Below are 22,500 nucleotides of genomic sequence, written 5' to 3'. Positions count from 1 at the left end.
TTCGCGCCGGCTTCCGTGATTAAGAGAGTGGCCAGCAAAAAAAGCCGATTTGCGACCAAAAGACAAGGAACCACAACGATGAGCGTCAGCGGCCTTCCCTTCGACGATTTCCGTGCGCTGCTGCGCGATCTGCCGGGTCCCGACCAACGGGCGCTTGTCGATGCGCGCGAGCGCGATGCGCAGTTGACCAAGCCGCGCGGCTCTCTCGGCCGGCTCGAGGAAATCGCCTTCTGGCTGGCAGCCTGGAGTGGCCGCAAACCCTCGGTCACCCGGCCGCTGGTGGCGATCTTTGCCGGCAATCACGGTGTCACGCGCCAGGGAATCACGCCATTTCCGCCTGAGGTCACGCAACAGATGGTCGAGAATTTCGCGGCCGGCGGCGCGGCGATCAACCAGATCTGCGTCGCCTACGACCTTGGCCTCAAGGTTTTCGACCTGGCCTTGGAATACCCGACCGGCGATATCACGGAGGAGGCGGCGCTGTCCGAGCGCGACTGTGCGGCGACCATGGCTTTCGGCATGGAGGCCATCGCCGGCGGCACGGATCTTCTCTGCATCGGCGAAATGGGCATCGGCAACACGACCATCGCGGCGGCAATCAACTATGCACTCTACGGCGGCACCGCTGCCGACTGGGTGGGGCCTGGCACGGGGTCTGAGGGTGAGATGCTGCAGCGCAAGACCGCGGCCGTCGAAAAGGCTGTGGCGCTGCACCGCGACCATTTGTCCGATCCGCTGGAAATCCTGCGTCGTCTCGGCGGTCGCGAGATCGCGGCTATGGCGGGCGCCATCCTTGCCGCCCGCGTCGAGCGCATTCCCGTCATCCTCGACGGCTATGTGGCGACGGCGGCAGGCGCGATCCTCAAGGCTGCCAATCCCGCTGCCCTCGACCACTGCCTGATCGGCCACGTCTCCGGCGAGCCGGGCCATATGAAGGCGATCGAGAAGCTCGGCAAGACACCGCTTCTGGCCCTCGGCATGCGGCTCGGCGAGGGCACCGGCGCAGCGCTTGCCGCCGGCATCGTCAAGGCCGCAGCCGCCTGCCACTCCGGCATGGCGACGTTTGCAGCCGCCGGCGTCAGCGACGGACACAGCCACACCCACTGACCGGCAGCAACGACCGGTGACATGGACCGGCAGCATAGACAGGTGGGATCGGGGGGCTGCGGCATCTTGAATTGCAGCTGCGGGTTCTGTATGCGCAACGCTTCTGAACGCGATGGCCGGAGAACGCGCACTTGTCGAAATCAGCAGTGACCAAGGAAACCGGCGTCCGACACTTCTTCGCCGCCGCCGGCTATTCCTGGGGAGGTTTTCGCCGCCTGCTGAAGGAAGCGGCCTTCCGGCAGGAACTACTGTTCTTCGTCGTCGCGCAAATCATCCTCGTTGCCACCGGCACGCGGCTTTCCGATATCCTGGTGTCGATCTTCCTGTTCCTCGGACTGTTCGCAGCCGAAGCACTGAATACGGCAGTCGAAGAGGTCATCGACCGCATCTCGCCGGAGCTCTCGAACGTCGGCAAACACGCGAAGGACCTGGGCTCCTTCGCCGTCTTCTGCATGCTCGTCGCCTGCGGCCTCCACCTCGCCTTCACCGTGTTCAGCCACTACTGGCTCGGGTGATCACGCAAAACTCCGGCGTTTCTTGTCGATCGAAGGGGTTTGTTCGGCGGGGAGGGTCTGGAGGACGCGCTTGGCGGGGAGGATGGCGATGACTTCGGTGCCTTCGCGCAGTTTGGATTTCAGGATGAACTGACCGTCGTGCTTGGCAAGGATCGCCTGGACGATGGGCAGGCCGAGGCCGGTGCCCTGTTCGGCGCTCTTGATGGCGATGGAGCCCTGGCCGAAAGCCGAAAGCACGATCGGGATCTCCTCTTCGGGAATGCCCGGGCCGTTGTCCTTGATCGAGACATACTGGCCGCCGCTGAGTGTCCAGCCGACCTTGACCACCACTTCGCCGCCCTGCGGCGTAAACTTGACGGCATTCGACAGCAGGTTGAGGATCACCTGGCGGAGAGATTTTTCATCTGCCCAGACGGATGGCAGCGATCCCTCGAACTGCTGCGAGATCGAGATGTTCTTGCCGCGAGCCCGTAGCTGCACCATGCCGATGCAATCCTCGGCGACGTCGAGCAGCGAGATTGCCTCTTCGCTCAGGTCGTATTTGCCGGCTTCGATGCGCGACAGGTCGAGGATTTCGTTGATCAGGTTGAGAAGGTGCTGGCCGGAGCGGTGGATGTCGTCGGTGTATTCCTTGTAGGTCGGGTTGTTGAGCGGCCCCATGACCTCGGCCGACATCACCTCGGAAAAGCCGAGGATGGCGTTCAGCGGCGTGCGCAATTCGTGCGACATCGAGGCGAGGAAGCGCGATTTGGCCAGGTTTGCCTCCTCGGCGCGGCGCCTTGCCTCATCCGACATGGATTTGGCAACCTCGAGTTCGGCGATCAGGTTATCCTTTTCCGACTGGAAAAACAGGATCTTCAGGTTGAACTGGAACATCCGGTTGCCGATGAAGACGAAAAACACGACGGCTGCGGCAAAGGTCGAGGCGAGGCTGATATCGAGCAGGTCGCGCGTCAGTAAGGCTCTCAGGGCGAGCGCAATCGTGGTTGGTACGAAGGCATAGAGGACGCTGCGTGGCAGCAAGAAATTGGACATCGCCATGACGCAGAGCGCGACCAGCAGGGTGGCGCCCTTGTAGAGCAGGAAGCCGTCGCCGTCGCAGGTGTCGCAGCCCTTCATGGCAAAGGCAGCCCAGCAACAGCCGACCAGAACCTGCCCGAACAGCAGCACCCGCCGCCACTTCTGGGCGGTCTCGACGGTCAGCTGCTTGCGGCTGGCGCGTTGGCCGAGCACGAGGTTGACGGCATGGGCGCTCAGCGTCAGCAACGCCCAGGCAAGAAAGCCGATGTCGTGGGTGAGGTAGAGGCCAAGCGCCGAGACGACAATGACGAACAGCGGAACGAGCGTGGCGCCCTGAAGCATGTTGCCGATGTACATGGAGAGCAATTCGCGGTCGAAACTGCCGATATGACCGGATTGCAAACGCTCGCGCGTTTCGCGCACGGCTTTGGACACCGCCTTGTTGCGATGGCTTCGCGACCGATCAACAATGATCTTGTCCGAGGAGATGCTGGTGCCGGTACTCATGTGCACATACTTGCTCTGAAGATGGCCAAAGCGTATGCCGGAATCCTTAAGAAGATGCTGCCATGCAAGGTTTTGTTTGCCATCTTCGCAAACGAGTTGTTTTTCAAGGAGGCCGAAAGGTGGCGAAGCCCCGTGGTCTGTGGGGCGATAGCCTCATGGCATTTGCGTTTCTGGGCTTGCTGGGCCTCCTCGCATTCAAGTTGAACCTTCAGCCGGAAACGGTTGCAAACGGTAATTTTTCGGTCGTCGACGGCGATAGTCTGAAGCGCGAGGGAGGGCGATTTCGCCTGGTCGGCATCGATGCGCCGGAATTGCGGCAGCAATGCCAGCGCGATTCCCGATCCTGGGATTGCGGGCAGGTGGCGCGGGATGCGCTTTCGAAGATGCTGGCTGCCGGCCCGGTCGAGTGCCGGGGCCGGCAACGGGACCGCTATGACCGGCTTCTCGTCACCTGCAGCGTCGGCGGGCTCGACGTCAATGCCGAGATGGTTCGTCGCGGCATGGCTGTCGGCTATGGCGCCTACGAGGCTGAGGAGGCAGAGGCGCGTGACGCCAAGGCAGGGCTGTGGGCGGGCAGTTTCGAGCGACCCCGGGATTATCGGCGCGATGGCGGTGCAGCACAGTCGAGCCGCGATCCGCTGGCTGGTATCGGCGAGTATGTCCGCGACCTCATGGGATGGCGATGACGGATTTCGGAGCAGGAAGAGAAGAGCGGCTCGAGGGCCTGCGTATTGCGATCGCCGGATGTCGTATCTGTCGCGATAGTCCGGCGCGGGGCATCGAGTATCGTCTGCCGCACGAGCCGCGCCCGGTGGTGGTCGTCTCGTCCAAGGCGCGCATCCTGATCGCAGGACAGGCGCCGGGATTGCGGGTGCACCAAAGTGGCCTGCCGTTCGAAGATGCATCCGGCGACCGGCTGCGACAATGGCTGGGGGTGGACCGGGCGGCGTTCTACGATCGCGATCGCTTTGCCATCGTCCCCATGGGCTTTTGCTTTCCCGGCTACGACGCTGCCGGCAGCGACTTGCCGCCCCGGCGTGAATGCGCGCCGGCGTGGCGCCGGACCGTGCTGGATGCCATGCCGCAGATCGAGCTGGTGCTGGCAATCGGCCAGTATGCGCAAGCCTTTCACCTCGGGCCTTCAAGGATGGCGTCGATGACGGAGACGGTATCTGCATGGAAGCGTTATGTTTTGACCAATGAGGGGCCCGCGGTGATGCCGCTTCCGCATCCGAGCTGGCGCAACAGTGGCTGGCTGAAGCGCCACCCGTGGTTCGAGAGCGATTTGCTGCCGGTGTTGCAAAATCGGGTGAAAACCCTCACTTTCTGAAATCATGTTCTTTTCTTTCCCCGGAATCGCGCTATAGACAGAATATATTTCGAAAAAGGACATTGGGGATGGATCGTCTAGATAGAAAGATCCTGCGGCTTCTGCAGGAAGATTCAACGCTTGCCGTCGCAGATCTCGCCAAGAAGGTCGGGCTGTCGACGACGCCCTGCTGGCGGCGTATCCAGAAGATGGAAGAAGACGGCGTCATCCGTGGCCGCGTCGCGCTGCTCGACCCCGTCAAGGTCAATACCAAGGTCACCGTCTTTGTCTCGATCCGGACGGCCAGCCACTCGATCGAATGGCTGAAGCGTTTTTCCGAGGTGGTTTCCGAATTTCCGGAAGTGGTGGAATTCTACCGCATGAGCGGTGACGTCGACTACCTGCTGCGCGTCGTCGTGCCCGATATTGCCGCCTATGACGCGTTCTACAAGCGGATGATCGCCAAGATCGAAATCCGCGACGTGTCGTCGGTGTTTGCCATGGAGCAGATCAAGTATTCGACGCAACTGCCGCTCGACTATATGCTGCTCGACGCCAGCAAGTCGAACGACGAATAACGGAAAAGGGCAGCGTGCCGGTGCGCGCTGCCTTTTTCGCTTGTGGCGTCGAGGCCCTGGGCTTTTTGCCGGCCTCCGGTGCAGCCTACTTCTTTTCCAGCCGGGCCAGCAGCGACGACGTGTCCCATCGCTTGCCACCCATCGCCTGGACTTCTCCATAGAATTGATCCACCAGCGCCGTCACGGGCAGCGTTGCACCGTTGCGGCGGGCTTCGCTGAGGACGATGTCGAGATCCTTGCGCATCCAGTCGACGGCGAAGCCGAAATCGTATTTGCCGGCCATCATCGTCTTGTGGCGGTTTTCCATCTGCCAGGAGCCGGCAGCGCCCTTGGAGATCACCTCGACCACCTTCTCGATGTCGAGCCCGGCCTTCTGGCCGAAATGGATGCCTTCGGCCAGGCCCTGGACGAGGCCGGCGATGCAGATCTGGTTGATCATCTTGGTCAACTGGCCGGCGCCGACATCGCCCATGAGCCCGACCATGCGGGCATAGGCGTCGATCACCGGCTTTGCCTTTTCGAACACCGCAGCTTCGCCACCGCACATGACGGTGAGCACGCCGTTCTCGGCACCGGCCTGGCCACCGGACACCGGAGCATCGATGAAATGGCAGCCCTTGGCTTTTGCGGCGGCATCGAGTTCGCGTGCGACTTCGGCACTGGCTGTGGTGTTATCGATCAGGATTGCCCCGGGCTTCATGCCGGAGAACACGCCATTCTCGGCGGTGGTGACGGAGCGCAGATCGTCGTCATTGCCGACGCAGGTAAAGACGAAGTCGGCGTCCCTTGCGGCATCTGCCGGGGTGGCAGCGGATTTGCCGCCATATTGCTTCACCCAGGCCTCGGCCTTGGCAGCCGTCCGGTTATAGACGGTGACGGTGTGTCCGCCCTTGACGGCGAGATGTCCGGCCATCGGATAGCCCATGACCCCGAGGCCGATGAAAGTGACATTCGACATGCGTACATTCCTTCTCAGATTTCGCCAGAGCATTAGCTGAAAGCCGAAATCCAGGAAAGGCCGTTTGGCGTCAGGGGACGAGCGAGGGCGCTGATTTCGCAATTGTCGCTTTCCGCAGAAGCAAATTTCGACGAAGTCGGTGAATTTCACAAAATCCTTTGTCGATAAGCCGACTAGATTTCTCCAGTGTAGGGGCCATGGCAGCAGAATGCTGACGCAAGGAGATGTGACATGATATCGCGCAGACAGACACTCGGGCTTTTGGGCGCCGTCGCCGCTACATCGCTTCTACCGCTCGGCGGCATCGCACGCGCCGCAGCCGCCAAGCAGCTGCGCATCGGCTGGCAGAAGAACGGCGTGCTGGCGCTGGCCAAGCGCCAGGGAGCGCTGGAGAAGCGGCTGGCGGGGCAAGGTGTTTCGGTCGAATGGTCGGAGTTCACCTCGGGGCCGCCTCTGCTGGAAGCACTCGGGGCCGGCGCGCTGGATTTCGGCGCAACCGGCGATGTCCCGCCGCTGTTTGCCCAGGCGGCGAATGGCAATCTCCTTTATGTCGGGCTCTATCGCGGCAGCCCGGAAGGCTCTGCCATACTGGTGCGGGCGGATTCGTCGATCAAGTCGCTTGCCGACCTCAAGGGCAAGAAGCTTGCCTTCAAGCGTGGCTCCAGCGCCCACAACGTTGCTGTCAAGGCCCTGCAAAAGGCAGGCCTGACGCCTTCAGATGTCGAGCCGATCGACCTGTCGCCCTCGGATGCGGCTGCCGCCTTCAAGACCGGCAGCATCGATGCCTGGTCGATCTGGGATCCCTATCTGGCGATTGCCGAGGCCGATCCCCAGACCCGCGTGCTGGCGACGGCGCGGGGTATCGTCGACAGTTATTCGTTTTTCCTCGCCAATGGCGACTATACGACGAGCAACCCGCAGCTCGTGTCTGCCGTCATCGACGAACTGGCAAAGGTGGGTGCTGCGGCACAGGGGCAACTCGAGGACACCGTGGCGGCGCTCTCCGGCATCACCGGTGTGCCGGCCGACGTGACGCGGGTGACGCTGACGCGGCCCGGCGCGGATCTCGGCAGCGTCTCGACGATGACAGATGCAGCGGTTGCCTACCAGCAATCGCTGGCCGAGGAATTCTATGGTCTGGGCATCGTGCCGAAGAAGCTCAATGTCAGCGATATCGTCTGGCGGCCGAAGGCGAGTTGAGTTTGCAAGCCTCATGCAGACGCTTCCCTGACAATGCCGGAGCCCGACTTCAAGCAAAATTATTCTAAGACCTTGCTGCGGTTGGGAAACCGCGGCTTCGATCTTGCGCCGCGACCATGACACTATGAACTTGCCGGATAGGGATCCGGTTGCGAATTTTTATGAGGCACTTCGATGATTACCCGCAGACAGACGCTTGGGCTTTTCGGTGCAGCCGCTTCTGCTGCCATCCTTCCGCAGGTGAGGGGGGCGAGCGCCGCCACCGGCACGACGCTGAGGGTCGGCTGGCAGAAATTCGGCGTGGTGCCACTCGCCAAGAAAAGCGGCGCGCTGGAGAAGCGCCTGGCCGGCAAGGGCGTGACCGTCGAGTGGAACGAGTTTACCTCGGGGCCGCCGCTGCTCGAAGCCATCGGGGCGGGCGCCATCGATTTCGGGATCACCGGCGACGTGCCGCCGCTATTCGCGCAGGCCGCCGGTCGTGACCTCCTCTATGTCGGTGCCTATCAGGGGCCGGCCGCCTTTCACGGCCTGCTGGTGCACAAGGATTCGCCGATCCAGAAGATCGAGGATCTGAAGGGCAAGAAACTCGCCTACAAGCGCGGTTCCAGCGGCCACAACTTCGCCATCCAGGTATTGCGCAAGGGCGGCCTGACGGTCTCTGACATCACGGAGGTGGATCTGGCGCCACCGGACGCCGCTGCTGCTTTCAAGAACGGCAGCATCGATGCCTGGGCGATCTGGGATCCCTACTTTGCCGTCACAGAGGCCGATCCGCAGACACGCGTGCTGACCACCTCCGAGGGCATCATCGACAACTGGGGCTATTTCCTCGGCAACGGCGGCTTCACGGCCAAGAACCCAGAGGTGATTGCCGACGTCATCGACGAACTGGCCAAGGTCGGTGCCGCGGCGCAGACCAATCTCGATGCAACGGTGACGGCGCTGGCGCAGATCACCGGCGTGCCGGAGCCGATCACTCGCGTCACGCTGACCCGCAGCAAGGCTGACCTCGGCAAGGTCTCGCTGATGCCGGACGCGGCGCTTGCCTACCAGCAGGCTTTGGCGGACGATTTCTACAGCCTCGGCATCGTGCCGAAGAAGCTCAAGGTCAGCGACATCGTCTGGCACCCTAAAGCCAGCTGATTGATCCCCGCGACCACGGAACAAGGGAAACAGACATGACAAACACTTCCAAGCCAATCGACTTCCTCTGGTTTATCCCGACTTCGGGCGACGGCAGCTATCTCGGTTCCGCCGACCTCAACCGCGACACGGATATCGGCTATCTGACGCAGATCGCGCAGGCCGTCGATCGCCTCGGCTATTCCGGCGTGCTGCTGCCGACCGGCGTGTCATGCGAGGAATCCTTCGTCACGGCGGCAGCGCTTGCAGCCCATACGCAGAAGCTCAAATTCCTGGTGGCGGTGCGTCCCGGTACGGCGTCGCCGGCCTATTACGCCCGGCTGGCCTCAACGCTCGATCGCATCTCGCACGGACGCCTGCTGCTTAACATCGTCGTCGGCGGCAGTCCCTCTGAGCTTGCGGGCGACGGCATCTTCCTGAAGCATGACGAGCGCTACGATCACGCCAATGAATTCTTCGACGTGTTCGAAGAGCTGATGGCCAAGGGCACGTCGACGCTCGATGGCAAGTATATCAAGGCGACCGGTGCACGGTTGGCCCTGCCGCCGGTGCAATCGCCGCGTCCGCCGCTGTATTTCGGCGGTTCTTCGGACGCTGGCATCGATTTTGCCGTCGGTCGCGTCGACAAGTACCTGACCTGGGGCGAACCTCCGGCGCAGGTTGCCGAAAAGGTCGAAAAGGTGCGGGCTGCAGCAAAGCGCACCGGCCGCGAAGTCAGCTTCGGCATCCGCCTCCACTTCATCGTTCGTGAAACCGACGACGAGGCTTGGGCCGCCGCCGACCGCCTGATCTCGCAGCTCGACGACGATACGATCCGCGAAGCACAGGAGCGCTTCGTCAAGGAATCCGATTCTGTCGGACAGAAGCGCATGGCCGCCCTGCATGGCGGACGCCGCGACAATCTCGAAGTGTCTCCCAACCTCTGGGCCGGAGTTGGCCTGGTGCGCGCGGGAGCCGGCACGGCCCTGGTCGGATCGCCGAAGACTGTGGCCGCACGCCTGCGCGAATACCAGGAGATCGGCATCGAGACGGTGATCGGCTCCGGCTATCCGCATCTGGAAGAAGCTTACCGCGTTTCCGAGCTGCTCTTCCCGGAACTGGGGCTTGGACGCGAATTGCAGCGCGGCAGCTTCGACGTCGAGTTCGGCAAGCGCCAGGTTTTCGGCGGCGGCAGCCATGGTGGCAACCTGAAGGTCGTGTCCGGATCCTGATCCGGCAGAGAGGGACAAGATCATGGCGGCAGTCGACACACACTTCGTCGAGGTAAGGGCAGCGCGGACGGCGGACAACGATATCGCCAGCCGCGCGCGCAAAAACCTGGAGGCCTGGCTGCCTTACCTGGTTCCGGTCGCCATCGTCGCACTCTGGCAGCTCGGCTCGTCGGCCGGATGGATTTCGTCGCGGATCATGCCATCGCCGTTCGATGTGGTGATGGCCTTCTGGCAGACGACGACCTCCGGTCAATTGCCGAAAGACATTGCCGTCAGCGCCGGCCGAGCCTTTGCCGGCCTGTTTGTCGGCGGCAGCATCGGGTTCCTGCTTGGTCTTGCCAACGGCGTGTCGCGGCTGTCGGAAAAGCTGACCGACACGACCTTGCAGATGATGCGCACCGTGCCGCATCTGGCGATGATCCCTCTGGTCATCCTGTGGTTCGGCATCGGCGAGGAATCAAAGCTGTTCCTGACCTCGCTCGGTGTGTTGTTTCCGGTCTACCTCAACACCTATCATGGCGTACGCAATGTCGACCGAGACCTGATCGAGATGGGTCGCGTCTACGGCATGGGCAACTGGACGCTGTTTCGCAAGGTCATCTTTCCCGGCGCCCTGCCGTCGATCTTCGTCGGCCTGCGCTATGCGCTCGGCATCATGTGGCTGACGCTGATCGTCTCGGAATCGATTGCGGCTTCATCCGGCATCGGCCACATGGCCAACAACGCCCGCGAATTCATGATGACCGATGTCGTCGTGCTGTCGCTGGTGATCTATGCGGTGCTCGGCAAGCTGGCCGATGTTGCAGCCCGGGCGATGGAGCGCAGGGCGCTCCGCTGGAACCCTACCTATCAGCAGCGCTGAGGACAGAGAGATGAACGTCATCGCCCACCCACGATTTCAGCCGGTCGAACACAAAAGCACACAGCCGGAGGCGGCGAGTGCTGCACCGGGTGCCGGTGCCATCCGCGTCCGTGGCCTCGAAAAGCGTTTCGGCGACAACCAGGTCCTGCGGGGTATCGATCTCGATATTCCGGCCGGCCAGTTCGTCGCCGTCATCGGCAAGAGCGGCTGCGGCAAGAGCACGCTGCTACGCATCCTGATGGGACTGGACGCGCCGACCGGCGGCAGCGTCGCCTTCGGTACAACCTCGGGCGAGGCGGCTCCGAACGCCCGCATCGTCTTCCAGGAGCCACGCCTGCTGCCCTGGCTGAGCGTCGCCGACAATGTCACCGTCGGTCTCGGCGAGGGTGTTTCCAAGGCAGAAGGTCGCAAGGCTGCGGCGAGGGTTCTCTCGGAAGTGCAACTGGCGGAAAAGGCCGGTAACTGGCCGGCTCAACTGTCCGGTGGACAGCGCCAACGCGTGGCGCTCGCCCGCGCGCTGGTCAGCAAGCCCGGCATTCTTGCCCTGGACGAGCCGCTCGGCGCCCTCGACGCGCTCACCCGCATCAGCATGCAGGAGCTCTTGAACCGCGTCTGGCGCGAACTCGGCTTCACAGCCGTCCTCGTCACCCACGATGTCAGCGAAGCCGTGCATCTGGCCGACCGCGTCATTGTGCTCGAGGAAGGCGGGATTGCCCTCGACCTCCCGTTCCCCACCCCCATCCCGCCGCCACGGCAATCCGGCGCTGGCGGAGCTGGAAGAGCAGCTGCTGGCCGCTATCCTGGGGCATTGAGACGCTTGGGAAAGCGGTCCGCTTTCCCATCAGCGACGTTAGCCGTCTAGCGGGTAGAGCGATGCGCTATCAGTGCTGCTGCTTCAACCGCGCCACCACCAGATGCCCCGGGGTTGGCTGCCCGTCTTCCATGCGGACGTTGATGTCGGTGATTTCGATGAGGTCGAAGCCGGTGGCTGTCAGGCGTTCGCGGACGTAGGCCTCAGCGTGGGCGAAGCGCTGGTGCGGGCCGACCATGTAGGGGCGGCCGGCGAGGGTTTCTTCGGGCAGCGTTTCCGACGAGAATATGAAGAGGCCGCCGGGCGTCAGGTTTTCGGCGGTTCCGAAGAACAGCGGCTCGAGCGCACCGAGATACGGCAGCACGTCGGTGGCGGTTATGATGTCGAAGGGCTCTTCGTCGTTGTCCTCGAGAAAATCCTCGACCTCTGCGACAAACAGCGAATCGTAGATGTCCTTCTCGTCGGCGATCTCGACCATGTTTTCCGACAGGTCTATGCCGGTCATGTCGTCGACGATGTCGCTGAGCACGCCGCCTGTGAGGCCGGTGCCGCAGCCGAGATCGAGCAGCCGCTTGAAGGGCCCGAGGCCGAGTGCCTGCAGGCGCTGGCGAACCAGCATCGGCACATGGTAGCCGAGTTGCTCGACGAGCACGTCCTCGAAGACTTCGGCATGCTGGTCGAACAGCGTCTCGACATAGGCGTCCGGCGCCCGTGTCGGTGTCTCGCCGCGTCCCATCGAGGCGATGCGAACTGAGGCGCCGCCGTGATCGTCGGGGTCGATTGCCAGGACCTCGTTATAGGCGGCAACGGCCGCGTCGATGTCGCCGGATTTCTCCAGCTCGAGGGCTCGGTTATAGGCGTCGGCCAGCGCGTCTTCGTCGATCTTGTTTTTCATGCCGGCTTTTTAAGCCGGGTCAAATGCCGCTGCAACCGCTATTTCAGTTCAGGATGAATTCGCCTTTGAGGGCGCGCCAGTCTGTTGCCGAGATCAGCTTGCGGTGGACGTAACGGACGGAGTGGAGGGGGCCGTCGAGTTTCTCCTGCCAAAATTTCAGGAAGCTGCGCATTTCCGGAAAGTCCGGGGAGAGATCGTAGTCTTGCCAGAGATAGGTCTGGAGGATGGCGGGATGATCGGGAAGGCGGTAGAAAATTTCGGCGGTGGTCAGTCCGTAGCCTTTCAGCTGCAATTCCATTTCCTTATGCATCGGCCCCTCGCTTGCGGTTCCAACTCCTGGGCGTGACGTTCGTCACAAAGATATGGAAACACGGGATGCTTAACCGAAGCTTTCGAAAATGACTTTTCGTGACAATTTTGTGACGATAATCAACAGGTTAGCAGTTCTCTGAGGGGAGTGCTGCCAATTGATCTGACCCTCGCCCTTACCGGACGAGGTGCCGTGTCAGCCGGCGTTCTGTCCATTCCAGGAAATGACGCAGGATTTCGACGATGCTGAGGTAGAAGATCGCCGCCCAGAGGTAGCTCTGGTAATCGTAGGTTTGCGAGAAGGCGTAGCGCGTTTCACCCATGAGGTCGAAGACGGTGATGATGGCAACGACCGCCGAGCCCTTTACCATCAGGATGATTTCGTTGCCGTAGGGGCGAAGCGCGACGATCAGTGCCTGCGGCAGGATGATCTTGAAGAAGGCTACCAGCTTGGGGATGCCGAGCGACGAGGCTGCCTCGTGCTGGCCCTTGGAGACGCTGATGATGGCGCCACGCAGGATTTCCGTCTGGTAGGCAGCGGTGTTCAGTGTCAGCGACAGCAGCCCGCAATACCAGGCCTCGCGAAAGAACCACCAGAGGCCGACCGACTGCCATTCGGGCCGAAAGCTGCCGAGGCCGTAGTAGATCAGGAAAAGCTGGGCGAGGATCGGCGTTCCACGAAAGACGTAGACGTAGACATAGGCAAAGCCGCTGAACAGCCGGTTCTTCGACATGCGGGCAAAGGCCAGCGGTACTGAAAGCACCGCGCCGAAGACGATCGAGAAGGCCACCAGCTCGAGCGTCGTTATCAGGCCATGCACGAAGCGCGGTCCGTATTTGAAGAATTTCTCGTTGTCCCAGTTGGTAATCATCATCGCCAGCAGAGCAACACCGAGGAGAGCCCAGAGGGTCACGACGATGTAGCCTGTCATCCGGGCCGGTCGCATCCGGGTCATGGCCTCTGGTGGCGGCGCGCGTGGCGGGATAAGGGCCTTCGAATAGCTCATCGCGATGCCTCCGAGCGCTTGGTCCACCGGTCGATAAAGCCGAGGCCGACTGATGAGACAATGGCGAGGAACAGATAGAGGCCGCAGGCAAGCAGGTAGAAGCCGAAGGCATCCTTGGTGACGCGCACCGCGATGCCGGTCTGGCGCAGGATGTCGGTCAGGCCGATGATCGAGACGTAGGAGGTGTCCTTCAGGAGGTTCATCCAGAGGTTCCCGAGGCCGGGCAGGGCGATACGGATCAGCTGCGGCAGGACGATCAGCTGCATGGTGCGAAATCGCCCGAGGCCCAGCGAATCGCCAGCCTCGTACTGGCCTTTGGGGATGGCGCGGAATGCCGATAGCAGGACTTCGGCGCAATAGGCGGAAAACACCACCGAGAGAGCCAGCATGCCGGCCACGAAGGCATTGATCTCGACGCGTCCCTCGTAGCCGAGAGAGGCAAGCAGGCTCTGGAGGGCGATCTGGATGCCGTAATAGACGATGAACAGCGTTAGCAGTTCGGGAAGACCGCGGAAGATCGTCGTGTAGATGCTGGCCGCCAGCCGTACGGACTTTTCTTCCGACTGCTGGCCGAGCGCCACGAGGAAGCCGATGGCAAGGCCGACCGGCAGGGTGGACAGCGCGACGACGATGGTGACCTTCATGCCGAGGGCAATCTCGTCGCCCCAGCCTGTATCGCCGCAGGCGATGACCGTTCCCGAACCGAACAGACTGAAAAGGCCGACCGGCCCGCATAAAGGATCGAAGATAGTGCTCATCCGATCCCACAGGGATCCGAGGGCGGAAAACGCTCCGCTCATGCCTTTATTTCCCCTCGCGACTGTTTCGTCGCTTACTATTACCGACAGTTCTCAAATAAAAACGGCGGAAGAGCAAGCCTCCCGCCGCCAGTATTTTGCATCGCATCTAAACCCGGCGATTACTTTCCGTAAACGTCGAAGTCGAAATACTTGTCCTGGATCTTCTTGTAAGTGCCGTCGGCGCGGATGGCGGCAAGCGCGGTGTTGAGCTTGGTCTTCAGCGCATCGTCGCCCTTGCGAACGCCAATGCCGGCGCCTTCGCCGTTGATAACCGGATCGATCGGCAGGGTGCCGAGCATCTTGCAGCAGCTGCCGGCATCCGACTTGACCCATTCCGACAGGACGACGACGTCATCGATGACGGCATCGATACGGCCGTTCGTCATGTCGAGCTTGTACTCGTCAGCGGTCGGATAGAGCTTCAGTTCGGCATCCTTCAGGTGGGCCGTCGCATAGTTGGCGTGGGTCGTCGACGACTGGGCGCCGATGGTTTTGCCCTTGAGGCCGGCGTCGGTCGCTTCCGTGACCTTGGAATCCTTCGGCACAGCAATGGCAGGTGGGGTGTTGTAGATCTTGTTGGTGAAGTCGATCGACTTCAAGCGCTCAGGCGTGATCGACATGGAGGAGACGATCATGTCGAACTTCTTCGCCTGCAGGGCAGGAATGATGCCGTCGAAATCCTGGTTGACGATCGTGCACTTGACTTTCATCTGGTCGCAAAGAGCGTTGGCGATGTCGATGTCGAAGCCCTGGAACTTGCCGGCTGAATCCAGCGATTCGAAGGGCGGGTAGGTCGCATCGGTGCCGATGGTCAGCGTGTCGCCGTCGGCCATGGCCACGCCGGAAAAGAGCGACATCGCTGCGAGCGACGCTGCGGCGAAGAGACGGGTTGAGTTGCGCATGTGGATCCTCTCTGTTGGTGACCGCGGGGTGTTCTTGTTTTCCGCGCGCGGTTTGAATGGGGCGGAAATCGCGAGGACCGCCTTGCGGAGATAATTTTCCTCTTTTCGAGAGAATTGCAACCGGAATCATCTGTCGATGATGCAGTGCACAGTTTCCGCGCCCGGAGGCCATGTGAACGGTGGCTGCACGCAACATTCATCGGGGATTCATTTCACGGACTTTAGAAAAGCGGAACAAAATGAAGGCCGATACCCTTTGGATGCGCCCGACCGCAAATTGGCCCGAATGTATCGGAACAAGACACCCGAGGGCGGCCGGATCGAGAAATTCGGTTCGCCATAACGACAAGACCAGAACGACAAGAAACGAAGAGGAAATTCCGTGGGTACCAGATCAAGATTGTTCGCCAGTGCCGCCTTTCCGCTGCTGTCCCTGTCGCTGATGCTGCAGCCGGTGCACGCCGCGATGCTGGTCGGCGGCACCGTCAACACCACTGTCCGGCAAGCGGACAATGCTGCATCGTTCGAGGTAGCGCAGGCGACAGCCGAGCCTGCGGAAGACGAGCAGGACCCCAAGAAGAAAAAGAAGCCCGGCGCTGAGGAGCCCGGCAAGGAGCCGCCGAAGGCCGAAAAGCATGGTGAGCCCGAAGCGCCCAAGGCTGAAAAGCCCGCAGAGCCCAGAGCCGAGAAGCCGGTAGAGCCCAAGGCTGAGAAGCCTCCAGAGCCGAAGGCCGAGAAGCCGGTAGAGCCGAAGGCTGAGAAGCCGGCTGAACCGGAAGCGCCGAAGCCCCCGAAGGCTGAAAAGCCCGTCGAAATGGAAGCACCGAAGCCGCCGAAGGCCGAAAAGCCTGCCGAGCCGGAAGCTGCCCCTGCAAAGCCGAAGGTACAGGAACTGGAAGCGCCGAAGCCTCCGAAGGCCGAGAAGCCTGCGGCAGCCGAGCCAGAGGCACAGCCCGAAACCAGGAAGCCTGCGGCCGAAGCGCCTGCTGTTCGCTCCAAGGCAGCCGAAGCCCCCGCAGCAGAGCCGGCAGCGCCTGCACCGCCGCCAGCCGGCAAGCACCAGAAGCCTGCAGAGGCCAATGGTGGGGCAGCGCCGGCGCCTGCAACGCCGGGTGAGAAGCCCGTAAAGCCCGTCATGCCGGCCGAAAAGGTCGCCCCGAACGCCGAGAAGCCTCCGGCACCGGCCGCTGAAGGCGTTGCGCCTGCCAAGCCTGCCGCCGAACAGCCACCCGCAGCAGCCGGCCAGCGCCAGGTCGCCCCCGGCACCGAACCGGTTGCCCCTGGCAAGCCGGCACCCGGAGCAGCCGCTGCCCCTGCGGCCAACGGTGCCGCACCGGCAGCCGTAGCACCAGCAGCGCCAAGCACTGCCGGGGAGCAGGTTTCGCCAGCCGAACTGCAGCGTCGCCAGAAGATCGCCGAGAACCCGGCTGCGGCCGGCGCAGGCAGCGGTCCGGTCATCCTGCCCGTCCAGAACGGCACTGCCGTCCTCGACAGCGACAAGGATGCCGCGCGTCGTGGCCACCGTGGCCAGCCGGGCGTAGGTCAACCGGGCGCTCCCGGCCAGCCCCCGGCTCCCGGCCAGCCGGCAGCGGCCGCACCGGGGCAGCCGGCTCCGCCTGCACCTGCCAACGTCCGTGCGCCGACATCCGATGCCGACGCGCAACGCGCAGCCGGCGGCAACCAGGCGCCACCGGTGAAGATGGAAGCCGTCACCAGCGAGCAGGGTCGTCGCATGGACAGGCAGCCGGATTATGTCTCGCCCCAGGGCGTGCGCATCGACGACCGCCAGGACAACCGCGTCATCGTCAACTTCGGCGACAACGTGTTCGTGCGGCATGACGACACGCAGCGCTTCGTGCGCGATGGGGAACGCCCGGTCTACGAGCAGCTGCCCCGCGACCGTTACCGCGAGACGATCGACCGTCCCGACGGCGACCGCATCGTAACCGTGCGCAATCGCTATGGCGATATCATCCAGCGCTCGCGCATCGATGCACGCGGCCGAGAATATGTGCTGTTCTATTCGCCCGAGCTGGAGAATTCGCCGGATCAGGACGACTATTACCGCGATCCAGGTGATGAACTGCCGCCGATGCGCCTGCGCATTCCGCTCAACCAGTATATCATCGATACCAGTGCCGATCAGGACCAGGATTACTACGACTTCCTGCGCAAGCCTCCTGTCGAGCCGGTCGAGCGTGTCTACTCGCTGAACGAGGTTCGCTACTCGGCTCGTATTCGCGATAAGGTACGGCGTATCGACCTCGATACGATCACCTTTGCGACGGGCAGTGCCGAAATCCCGATGGAGCAGGCAAAGACGTTGCGCGGGATTGCCGAGGCCATCGGCAGTATCGTCAAGAAGGATCCGACTGAGACCTTCCTGATCGAGGGTCATACGGATGCCGTGGGCACACCTCAGAGCAACCTGATCCTTTCCGACCAGCGCGCTGAATCTGTCGCAAACGTGCTAACCGACGTCTACGGCATCCCGCCGGAAAACCTTGCGACGCAAGGCTATGGCGAGCAGTACCTGAAGATTAACACACCGGGACCGGAGCAGGAAAACCGCCGCGTCACCATCCGCCGCGTCACGGCGCTGGTTCGCCCTGTTGCCGTCCGGTAACCACCTCTCCTGATGAAGAAAATAAGCCGCCGGAGAAATCCGGCGGCTCAGACTGCTGACAAACCCTGAAGAAGCGTGTTTGACGAGAGCGATACCTTACTCTCCCTCATTCTCGCCCTTGTGTCGGGGATCCAGCGACACAACGTCTGTCGGGTCAAAAGACTCTTTCAGCTCAAAGACTTGAGCTGACTGGATCCCCGCCACAAGGGCGAGGGTGAGGGGAGTTTGACAACCGGCTGAATTTCCCGAGTAACCTGCAGAGTTATTAGATCATAGCTTTGTCATCAGTCTGCGCCGCCGGAGAAATCCGGCGGCTTTTTTTATGGGCTCGGCTTTTCGAGGCCGACGGTCGTGACGATGAAGTCGGCGATGGCCATTGTGTCGTCGAGGTCGAACACGGGCAATCCGCCGTTAACGGCTGCGTCGTCAGCTGAAACCTCGTGATCTGCGGCGATTGCGACGATATGTGGGTCCTGCGGTGCCAGGGGTTCGCGGTTGGCCGATGCCGACCGCCGGGCTTCGATCTTGGGGATCGGCTCGCGCTTGTAACCCTCGACAAGGACCAGATCGCACGGGGCGAGGCGGGCGAGGATCTCGTCGAAGCCAGGCTCCGGCGCACCGCGCATCTCGTGCATGATGGCGTAGCGCGTGCCTGACACCAGCGCCACCTCATGGGCTCCAGCCTCGCGGTGACGGAAGCTATCGGCGCCGACCTTGTCGATGTCGAAGTCGTGGTGGGCGTGCTTGATCGTCGAGATCCGGTAGCCACGCCGGGTGAACTCGGTGACGAGGCGAACCGCGAGCCCGGTCTTGCCGGAGTTCTTCCAGCCGGCAATGCCAAAAGTCTTCGGCGGTGTCATCGGTGCAGGGCCTGGAGCCAGAGCTCGGCGGCGGCGAGTTCCTCTGGCGTGTTGACGTTGAGGAAGGGATCGATAGTGCCGTTTTCCGTCTGGATCAGCGGAAAGATCACTTCAGCCAGCGGATAGCGCCGCTGGAAGTCGCGCACTCGCCGCTTTCCATCCGTCAGTATCCAGCTTTCGAGCTCGTCGGCCAGCGACACCGGCCAGAGGGCGACGATGGGGTGCTGCTCGCCGCTCGACGAGGCGATGGCAATGGTCTCGCCGTCGTGGCGGGCATCGGCGAGCCGTGCCATCAGGTCTGTCGGCAGGAACGGGCCATCGGTCGGCACGGTCAGGACATGGCTGGCGGCGGGATGGTTCGCCTTTGTATCGCGCATGGCCGTCAGAACGCCAGCGAGCGGGCCCAGTTGTCCGGGGAGGGTGTCGGGCACCCGGCGCAGGCCGTCGCCGCCTTCGAAGTCCAGCGGCGCGTTGACGGCGACCTCGCTCGACTGCGGGGTCATGCGGGCAACGATGTGCGCAATAAGCGGCACGCCGCCGACGGTCGCCAATGCCTTGTTGCTTCCCATCCTGGTCGAGCGGCCGCCCGCAAGGATGACGCAGGGCAGCTTTTCTATCGCGAACACCATCGTGTCTTGTTCCTCTGTCAGACGGGAACGCGCGGATCCGATCTTTGTGCCAGCTGGCTGGCGTGTTTGCGCCGGCTCTCGCGGTAGAAGGTATAGAGGCCGGAGGCGATGACAATGGCCGCGCCGACCGCCGTCCACAGATCAGGCATCTCGCCGAAGAATATCATGCCGAGCAGGGCTGCGAAAATCAGGCTGAGATAGCGCATCGGTGCGACGACGGCGATGTCTCCTGTGCGCATCGCAAGGATCGCCGTCTGGTAGCCGGCAAGCACCATCACCGACGCCAGCGCCAGATGCATCAGCGCGACCGGGCCTGGGCTATGCCAGCCGCCCAGCGGCACGACGAGGATGCCGCCGATCAGCGACACGCCGATGGCCGTGCAGACGGTCACCATCAGCGACGGCACCTGCTTGTCGACGCAACGGGTGGCGAGATCGCGGGCGGCGGTGATGAAGACGCTGGCGATGACGATCAACGCTGCCGGCGTGAACCCCTCCGGCCCGGGACGGACGATGACCAGCACGCCGAGAAATCCGACCGTGATTGCCGACCAGCGCCGCCAGCCGACGGGCTCTTTCAGGAACAATGCGGCGCCGAGCGTCACGGCCAGCGGCAAGGCCTGGATGATCGCCGAGGCATTGGCAATCGGCATCATGCCGAGCGCGGAGATGTAGGTAGCGGCCGCCAGCGCCTCGCAGACCACGCGCAGCAGGATCATCGGCTGGGCAATGACCTTGAACGAACGCAGCGCACCCAGGTGTCTGGCGATCAGGTAGACGATGACGCTGGTGAGGAGGCCGCGCAGCAACATGATCTCGCCGGCATTCATGACCGAGATGACCGATTTCGACAGGGCATCACTGCAGGAAAAGGCCGCCATGGCCGCGGCCATGTAAAGCGCACCTTCCGTATTCTTCGATCGAGCCATCGTCACTTCCACCGGTTTGCGTGGCAGTGTCTACGCGGGAAAGCGGCGATTGGGAATCTGTGACGGACAGGTTATCGGCAAAATCGTTTGTGCGATGCGGTATGAGGCCCTGAGACACGGTGTGCGGAATTAACTCATGTCGGCAGCCAGTCGTGCGGCCCGCTGCTTCTCTTGTGGTTATCCTTCTTTAAGTCGACGGGTACGCTCGGTCAGAAATATGTCAGTGGGAGAAAGGCGAGCGCGATCGAAGGTTTTACCGATGGTGCTCAGGTGGCGATCATCGATAATTTCTCCGCCCTCCAGTAGCTCGAGGAAGAGCTTTTCATCCCCTTCGATAACTTGGAAGGTGACGGTGAACGTTACGCTTTTCCACTTCTGCATGTAGGAGGCGACGATTTCCCTGATGCTACGCAAGGCAGTGGCAGCCTGTTCAGGTTCATCTATCAGCACCCAGAGGCAGGCCTCGCCAAATTGCAGCTGCAACTCTCCGACCACCATCTCCCAGGCTTCGCCATCATGCTCTCGCGCTTTTAGCAAGATCACTCTGAAGTCGTCGATTATTTCTCGTTCCATCTCATCGTCTCGTGTTTATGGATCGAGTTGGATAGTCCACCCTACGTGAAGGATAAGCTGTTTTGCCTGGCGCCGCAGTTTATGCTGGGTCGCATCGACCAACGGGCCTATGCAGACGATCACCACGTCAAAGTTTCGACCGCCTTGTACTCTGTATGTCACTCGCTTCGAACCTAGATGTCACCCGCCGGTGACGCTCATGTGGCGGGCGACGGCGGGGCGGTTGTGGGTGCGGTCGATGATGAAGTCGTGGCCTTTCGGCTTGCGGCGGATGGCCTCGTCGATTGCCATGCTGAGGAGTTCGTCGTCGGGGGTGGCGCGAAGGGCGGCGCGCAGGTCTGCGGCGTCGTTCTGGCCGAGACACATGTAGAGCGTACCGGTACAGGTCAGGCGGACGCGGTTGCAGCTTTCGCAGAAATTATGCGTGAGCGGGGTGATGAAGCCCAGCCGGCCGCCGGTTTCCTCGACGGTCACGTAGCGGGCGGGGCCGCCGGTGCGGTAGCCGATATCGGTCAGGGTAAACTGCTTTTCCAGATCCGACTTCACCTTGGATAAAGGAAGATACCGATCGGTGCGGTCTTCCTCGATCTCGCCCATCGGCATCGTCTCGATGACGGTGAGGTCCATGCCGCGTGCATGGGCAAACCGCAGCAGGTCGGGAATTTCCGTTTCGTTGAAGCCTTTCAGCGCGACTGCATTGAGCTTGATCGTGAGGCCGGCGGCAAGGGCGGCATCGATGCCTTCCATCACCCGGGCGATATCGCCCCAGCGAGTGATTTCCTTGAACTTGTCGGCATCCAGCGTGTCGAGCGAAACGTTGATGCGGCGCACGCCGCAGGCGTAAAGCTCGTCTGCGAAACGGGCGAGCTGCGAGCCGTTGGTGGTCAGCGTCAGCTCCTCGAGGGCGCCGGACTTGACCTTGTCGCCGAGGCTGCGGATCAGCTGCATGATGTTCTTGCGGACGAGTGGTTCGCCGCCGGTGAGCCGGATCTTGCGCACGCCCTTGGCGATGAATGCCGAACAGAGCCGGTCCAGCTCTTCCAGCGTCAGAAGGTCCTTCTTCGGCAGGAATGTCATGTTTTCCGCCATGCAATAGGTGCAGCGGAAGTCGCAGCGGTCCGTCACGGAAACGCGCAGATAACTGACCATCCGACCGAAGGGGTCGATCATTGAGGAAGGGCTTGCCGAAAGTGGAGAGGCGCTGGCGATAGCGCCGACGATGCTGTTCACAAATATATCTCCGTGATTGGGCATAACTGGGACGACTGGCTTGTTGCGTCAAGGCAAATGCTCGAGAAAAGAGTCTTGCGCGCGGTGCGGCCGCAGCCTAGTCCTGCGGTTGTAGCAAAGAGTGGGGCGCAGTATGAGCGGGATTTGGCCGACCGAGTTGCGGGTATCGAAGGATCGGCAACGATTGCTGGTGACTTTCAACGATGGCGCCAGTTTCGACATTCCGGCCGAACTGATGCGGGTGACATCCCCGTCTGCCGAGGTTCAGGGGCACGGACCCGGCCAGAAGGTGACCGTTGCCGGCAAGCGCGATGTCGGCATCATGACGATTACGCCAACCGGAAATTATGCGGTCCGCATCCGCTTCGACGACCTTCACGACACCGGCATTTTCACTTGGACCTATCTGCGAGAGCTGGGTGAGAATGGGCCGGCGCTGATGGCAGCCTACGAGAGCGAACTGGCCGAAAAAGGCCTAAGCCGCGACAGGGTCGGCCAGCGCTGAGAACATCAGGTGGG

23 protein-coding genes and 1 pseudogene are annotated in these 22,500 nt (G+C 62.1%); 12 read left to right on the top strand and 12 right to left on the bottom strand.

Going from position 1 to position 22,500, the window contains the following annotated elements; genetic code table 11:
• Positions 1 to 78: 78 nt before the first annotated feature.
• Positions 79 to 1,107 (top strand): nicotinate-nucleotide--dimethylbenzimidazole phosphoribosyltransferase, encoded by a 1,029-nt coding sequence (cobT, locus tag J5274_RS13880; RefSeq protein ID WP_142822990.1) that lies wholly within the window; start codon positions 79 to 81, stop codon positions 1,105 to 1,107.
• A gap of 131 nt (positions 1,108 to 1,238) precedes the next feature.
• Complete coding sequence (locus tag J5274_RS13875) at positions 1,239 to 1,622, top strand: diacylglycerol kinase (protein WP_111221798.1); 384 nt, start codon at positions 1,239 to 1,241, stop codon at positions 1,620 to 1,622.
• Here J5274_RS13875 and J5274_RS13870 read toward each other — a convergent pair whose 3' ends face one another.
• Positions 1,623 to 3,149, bottom strand: coding sequence for a HAMP domain-containing sensor histidine kinase (locus J5274_RS13870; protein WP_142822988.1), 1,527 nt, complete (start codon positions 3,147 to 3,149; stop codon positions 1,623 to 1,625).
• Positions 3,150 to 3,268: 119 nt separating this feature from the next.
• Here J5274_RS13870 and J5274_RS13865 point away from each other — a divergent pair, with 119 nt between their 5' ends.
• The 3 genes from J5274_RS13865 (at position 3,269) to J5274_RS13855 (ending at position 5,036) form a co-directional block, all read left to right on the top strand.
• Complete coding sequence (locus J5274_RS13865; RefSeq protein ID WP_224127702.1) at positions 3,269 to 3,835, top strand: thermonuclease family protein; 567 nt, start codon at positions 3,269 to 3,271, stop codon at positions 3,833 to 3,835.
• Entirely contained in the window at positions 3,832 to 4,479 is a 648-nt protein-coding gene (locus tag J5274_RS13860; RefSeq protein ID WP_142822984.1) for a uracil-DNA glycosylase family protein, read from the top strand. The genes J5274_RS13865 and J5274_RS13860 overlap by 4 nt, the downstream gene beginning before the upstream one ends.
• Positions 4,480 to 4,547: 68 nt before the next feature.
• On the top strand, positions 4,548 to 5,036 hold the full coding sequence (locus J5274_RS13855; RefSeq protein ID WP_111221801.1) for an Lrp/AsnC family transcriptional regulator: 489 nt from the start codon (positions 4,548 to 4,550) through the stop codon (positions 5,034 to 5,036).
• 85 nt (positions 5,037 to 5,121) lie between these two features.
• Here the strand turns inward: J5274_RS13855 and J5274_RS13850 are convergent, their stop codons facing one another.
• Positions 5,122 to 5,994 carry an NAD(P)-dependent oxidoreductase gene (locus J5274_RS13850; protein WP_142822982.1) on the bottom strand — a complete coding sequence of 291 codons (873 nt, stop codon included), beginning with the start codon at positions 5,992 to 5,994 and terminating at the stop codon, positions 5,122 to 5,124.
• A 231-nt stretch (positions 5,995 to 6,225) separates the two neighbouring features.
• On the opposite strand from J5274_RS13850, the gene J5274_RS13845 reads away from it, so the two are divergent.
• The 5 genes and pseudogenes from J5274_RS13845 (at position 6,226) to J5274_RS13825 (ending at position 11,222) form a co-directional block, all read left to right on the top strand.
• Positions 6,226 to 7,194: an aliphatic sulfonate ABC transporter substrate-binding protein gene (locus tag J5274_RS13845; protein WP_142822980.1), complete on the top strand. Its 969-nt coding sequence runs from the start codon at positions 6,226 to 6,228 to the stop codon at positions 7,192 to 7,194.
• A 174-nt stretch (positions 7,195 to 7,368) separates the two neighbouring features.
• Entirely contained in the window at positions 7,369 to 8,337 is a 969-nt protein-coding gene (locus tag J5274_RS13840) for an aliphatic sulfonate ABC transporter substrate-binding protein (RefSeq protein WP_142822978.1), read from the top strand.
• A 35-nt stretch (positions 8,338 to 8,372) separates the two neighbouring features.
• Positions 8,373 to 9,548, top strand: coding sequence for an FMNH2-dependent alkanesulfonate monooxygenase (gene ssuD / locus J5274_RS13835; RefSeq protein ID WP_111221805.1), 1,176 nt, complete (start codon positions 8,373 to 8,375; stop codon positions 9,546 to 9,548).
• 22 nt (positions 9,549 to 9,570) lie between these two features.
• Positions 9,571 to 10,410, top strand: coding sequence for an aliphatic sulfonate ABC transporter permease SsuC (gene ssuC / locus J5274_RS13830; protein WP_142822976.1), 840 nt, complete (start codon positions 9,571 to 9,573; stop codon positions 10,408 to 10,410).
• 10 nt (positions 10,411 to 10,420) lie between these two features.
• A pseudogene (locus tag J5274_RS13825) lies at positions 10,421 to 11,222 on the top strand (ABC transporter ATP-binding protein).
• 69 nt (positions 11,223 to 11,291) lie between these two features.
• On the opposite strand, the gene J5274_RS13820 reads toward J5274_RS13825, so the two are convergent.
• The 5 genes from J5274_RS13820 to J5274_RS13800 form a co-directional block, all read right to left on the bottom strand.
• The gene (locus J5274_RS13820; protein WP_142822972.1) at positions 11,292 to 12,116 is read right to left on the bottom strand and encodes a methyltransferase domain-containing protein; all 825 of its coding nucleotides are present in this window, start codon (positions 12,114 to 12,116) and stop codon (positions 11,292 to 11,294) included.
• Between the two features lie 43 nt (positions 12,117 to 12,159).
• Positions 12,160 to 12,426, bottom strand: coding sequence for an usg protein (locus tag J5274_RS13815; RefSeq protein ID WP_111221809.1), 267 nt, complete (start codon positions 12,424 to 12,426; stop codon positions 12,160 to 12,162).
• A gap of 175 nt (positions 12,427 to 12,601) precedes the next feature.
• The gene (locus tag J5274_RS13810; protein WP_142822970.1) at positions 12,602 to 13,432 is read right to left on the bottom strand and encodes an ABC transporter permease; all 831 of its coding nucleotides are present in this window, start codon (positions 13,430 to 13,432) and stop codon (positions 12,602 to 12,604) included.
• Positions 13,429 to 14,232, bottom strand: coding sequence for an ABC transporter permease (locus J5274_RS13805; protein WP_142822968.1), 804 nt, complete (start codon positions 14,230 to 14,232; stop codon positions 13,429 to 13,431). The genes J5274_RS13810 and J5274_RS13805 overlap by 4 nt, the downstream gene beginning before the upstream one ends.
• Positions 14,233 to 14,351: 119 nt before the next feature.
• Complete coding sequence (locus J5274_RS13800) at positions 14,352 to 15,134, bottom strand: ABC transporter substrate-binding protein (protein ID WP_142822966.1); 783 nt, start codon at positions 15,132 to 15,134, stop codon at positions 14,352 to 14,354.
• 382 nt (positions 15,135 to 15,516) lie between these two features.
• Between J5274_RS13800 and J5274_RS13795 the strand changes: the two genes are divergently transcribed.
• On the top strand, positions 15,517 to 17,760 hold the full coding sequence (locus J5274_RS13795; protein WP_219274639.1) for an OmpA family protein: 2,244 nt from the start codon (positions 15,517 to 15,519) through the stop codon (positions 17,758 to 17,760).
• A gap of 320 nt (positions 17,761 to 18,080) precedes the next feature.
• On the opposite strand, the gene mobB is transcribed toward J5274_RS13795, so the two are convergent.
• From mobB to moaA, 5 genes are all read right to left on the bottom strand, one after another.
• Entirely contained in the window at positions 18,081 to 18,620 is a 540-nt protein-coding gene (gene mobB, locus J5274_RS13790; protein WP_142822962.1) for a molybdopterin-guanine dinucleotide biosynthesis protein B, read from the bottom strand.
• Positions 18,617 to 19,249 (bottom strand): molybdenum cofactor guanylyltransferase MobA, encoded by a 633-nt coding sequence (mobA, locus tag J5274_RS13785; protein ID WP_142822960.1) that lies wholly within the window; start codon positions 19,247 to 19,249, stop codon positions 18,617 to 18,619. Before mobA ends, mobB begins: the two co-directional genes overlap by 4 nt.
• Before the next feature lie 17 nt (positions 19,250 to 19,266).
• Positions 19,267 to 20,178 carry a DMT family transporter gene (locus J5274_RS13780; protein WP_142822958.1) on the bottom strand — a complete coding sequence of 304 codons (912 nt, stop codon included), beginning with the start codon at positions 20,176 to 20,178 and terminating at the stop codon, positions 19,267 to 19,269.
• Positions 20,179 to 20,355: 177 nt separating this feature from the next.
• Entirely contained in the window at positions 20,356 to 20,751 is a 396-nt protein-coding gene (locus J5274_RS13775) for a hypothetical protein (protein ID WP_219274638.1), read from the bottom strand.
• Positions 20,752 to 20,931: 180 nt separating this feature from the next.
• Positions 20,932 to 22,005, bottom strand: a complete 1,074-nt coding sequence (gene moaA, locus J5274_RS13770) for a GTP 3',8-cyclase MoaA (protein WP_263431690.1) — start codon at positions 22,003 to 22,005, stop codon at positions 20,932 to 20,934.
• A 109-nt stretch (positions 22,006 to 22,114) separates the two neighbouring features.
• Between moaA and J5274_RS13765 the strand changes: the two genes are divergently transcribed.
• Positions 22,115 to 22,486, top strand: a complete 372-nt coding sequence (locus J5274_RS13765; RefSeq protein ID WP_142822952.1) for a gamma-butyrobetaine hydroxylase-like domain-containing protein — start codon at positions 22,115 to 22,117, stop codon at positions 22,484 to 22,486.
• The last annotated feature ends 14 nt before the right edge of the window (positions 22,487 to 22,500 follow it).

This window comes from Rhizobium sp. L51/94, assembly GCF_019355555.1.
Classification (GTDB): Bacteria; Pseudomonadota; Alphaproteobacteria; order Rhizobiales; family Rhizobiaceae; genus Rhizobium; species Rhizobium rhododendri.
The sequence above is the reverse complement of the archived record's forward strand: the minus strand, read 5'-3'. Positions and strand labels throughout refer to the sequence as shown.

Bases quoted from the DNA above. Each gene is read 5' to 3' on its own strand.
- cobT (WP_142822990.1), top strand. From the start codon at position 79: ATGAGCGTCAGCGGCCTTCCCTTCGACGATTTCCGTGCGCTGCTGCGC.
- J5274_RS13870 (WP_142822988.1), bottom strand. From the start codon at position 3,149: ATGAGTACCGGCACCAGCATCTCCTCGGACAAGATCATTGTTGATCGG.
- J5274_RS13860 (WP_142822984.1), top strand. From the start codon at position 3,832: ATGACGGATTTCGGAGCAGGAAGAGAAGAGCGGCTCGAGGGCCTGCGT.
- J5274_RS13855 (WP_111221801.1), top strand. From the start codon at position 4,548: ATGGATCGTCTAGATAGAAAGATCCTGCGGCTTCTGCAGGAAGATTCA.
- J5274_RS13850 (WP_142822982.1), bottom strand. From the start codon at position 5,994: ATGTCGAATGTCACTTTCATCGGCCTCGGGGTCATGGGCTATCCGATG.
- J5274_RS13845 (WP_142822980.1), top strand. From the start codon at position 6,226: ATGATATCGCGCAGACAGACACTCGGGCTTTTGGGCGCCGTCGCCGCT.
- J5274_RS13840 (WP_142822978.1), top strand. From the start codon at position 7,369: ATGATTACCCGCAGACAGACGCTTGGGCTTTTCGGTGCAGCCGCTTCT.
- ssuD (WP_111221805.1), top strand. From the start codon at position 8,373: ATGACAAACACTTCCAAGCCAATCGACTTCCTCTGGTTTATCCCGACT.
- ssuC (WP_142822976.1), top strand. From the start codon at position 9,571: ATGGCGGCAGTCGACACACACTTCGTCGAGGTAAGGGCAGCGCGGACG.
- J5274_RS13820 (WP_142822972.1), bottom strand. From the start codon at position 12,116: ATGAAAAACAAGATCGACGAAGACGCGCTGGCCGACGCCTATAACCGA.
- J5274_RS13815 (WP_111221809.1), bottom strand. From the start codon at position 12,426: ATGCATAAGGAAATGGAATTGCAGCTGAAAGGCTACGGACTGACCACC.
- J5274_RS13810 (WP_142822970.1), bottom strand. From the start codon at position 13,432: ATGAGCTATTCGAAGGCCCTTATCCCGCCACGCGCGCCGCCACCAGAG.
- J5274_RS13805 (WP_142822968.1), bottom strand. From the start codon at position 14,232: ATGAGCGGAGCGTTTTCCGCCCTCGGATCCCTGTGGGATCGGATGAGC.
- J5274_RS13800 (WP_142822966.1), bottom strand. From the start codon at position 15,134: ATGCGCAACTCAACCCGTCTCTTCGCCGCAGCGTCGCTCGCAGCGATG.
- mobB (WP_142822962.1), bottom strand. From the start codon at position 18,620: ATGACACCGCCGAAGACTTTTGGCATTGCCGGCTGGAAGAACTCCGGC.
- mobA (WP_142822960.1), bottom strand. From the start codon at position 19,249: ATGGTGTTCGCGATAGAAAAGCTGCCCTGCGTCATCCTTGCGGGCGGC.
- J5274_RS13780 (WP_142822958.1), bottom strand. From the start codon at position 20,178: ATGGCTCGATCGAAGAATACGGAAGGTGCGCTTTACATGGCCGCGGCC.
- J5274_RS13775 (WP_219274638.1), bottom strand. From the start codon at position 20,751: ATGGAACGAGAAATAATCGACGACTTCAGAGTGATCTTGCTAAAAGCG.
- moaA (WP_263431690.1), bottom strand. From the start codon at position 22,005: ATGCCCAATCACGGAGATATATTTGTGAACAGCATCGTCGGCGCTATC.
- J5274_RS13765 (WP_142822952.1), top strand. From the start codon at position 22,115: ATGAGCGGGATTTGGCCGACCGAGTTGCGGGTATCGAAGGATCGGCAA.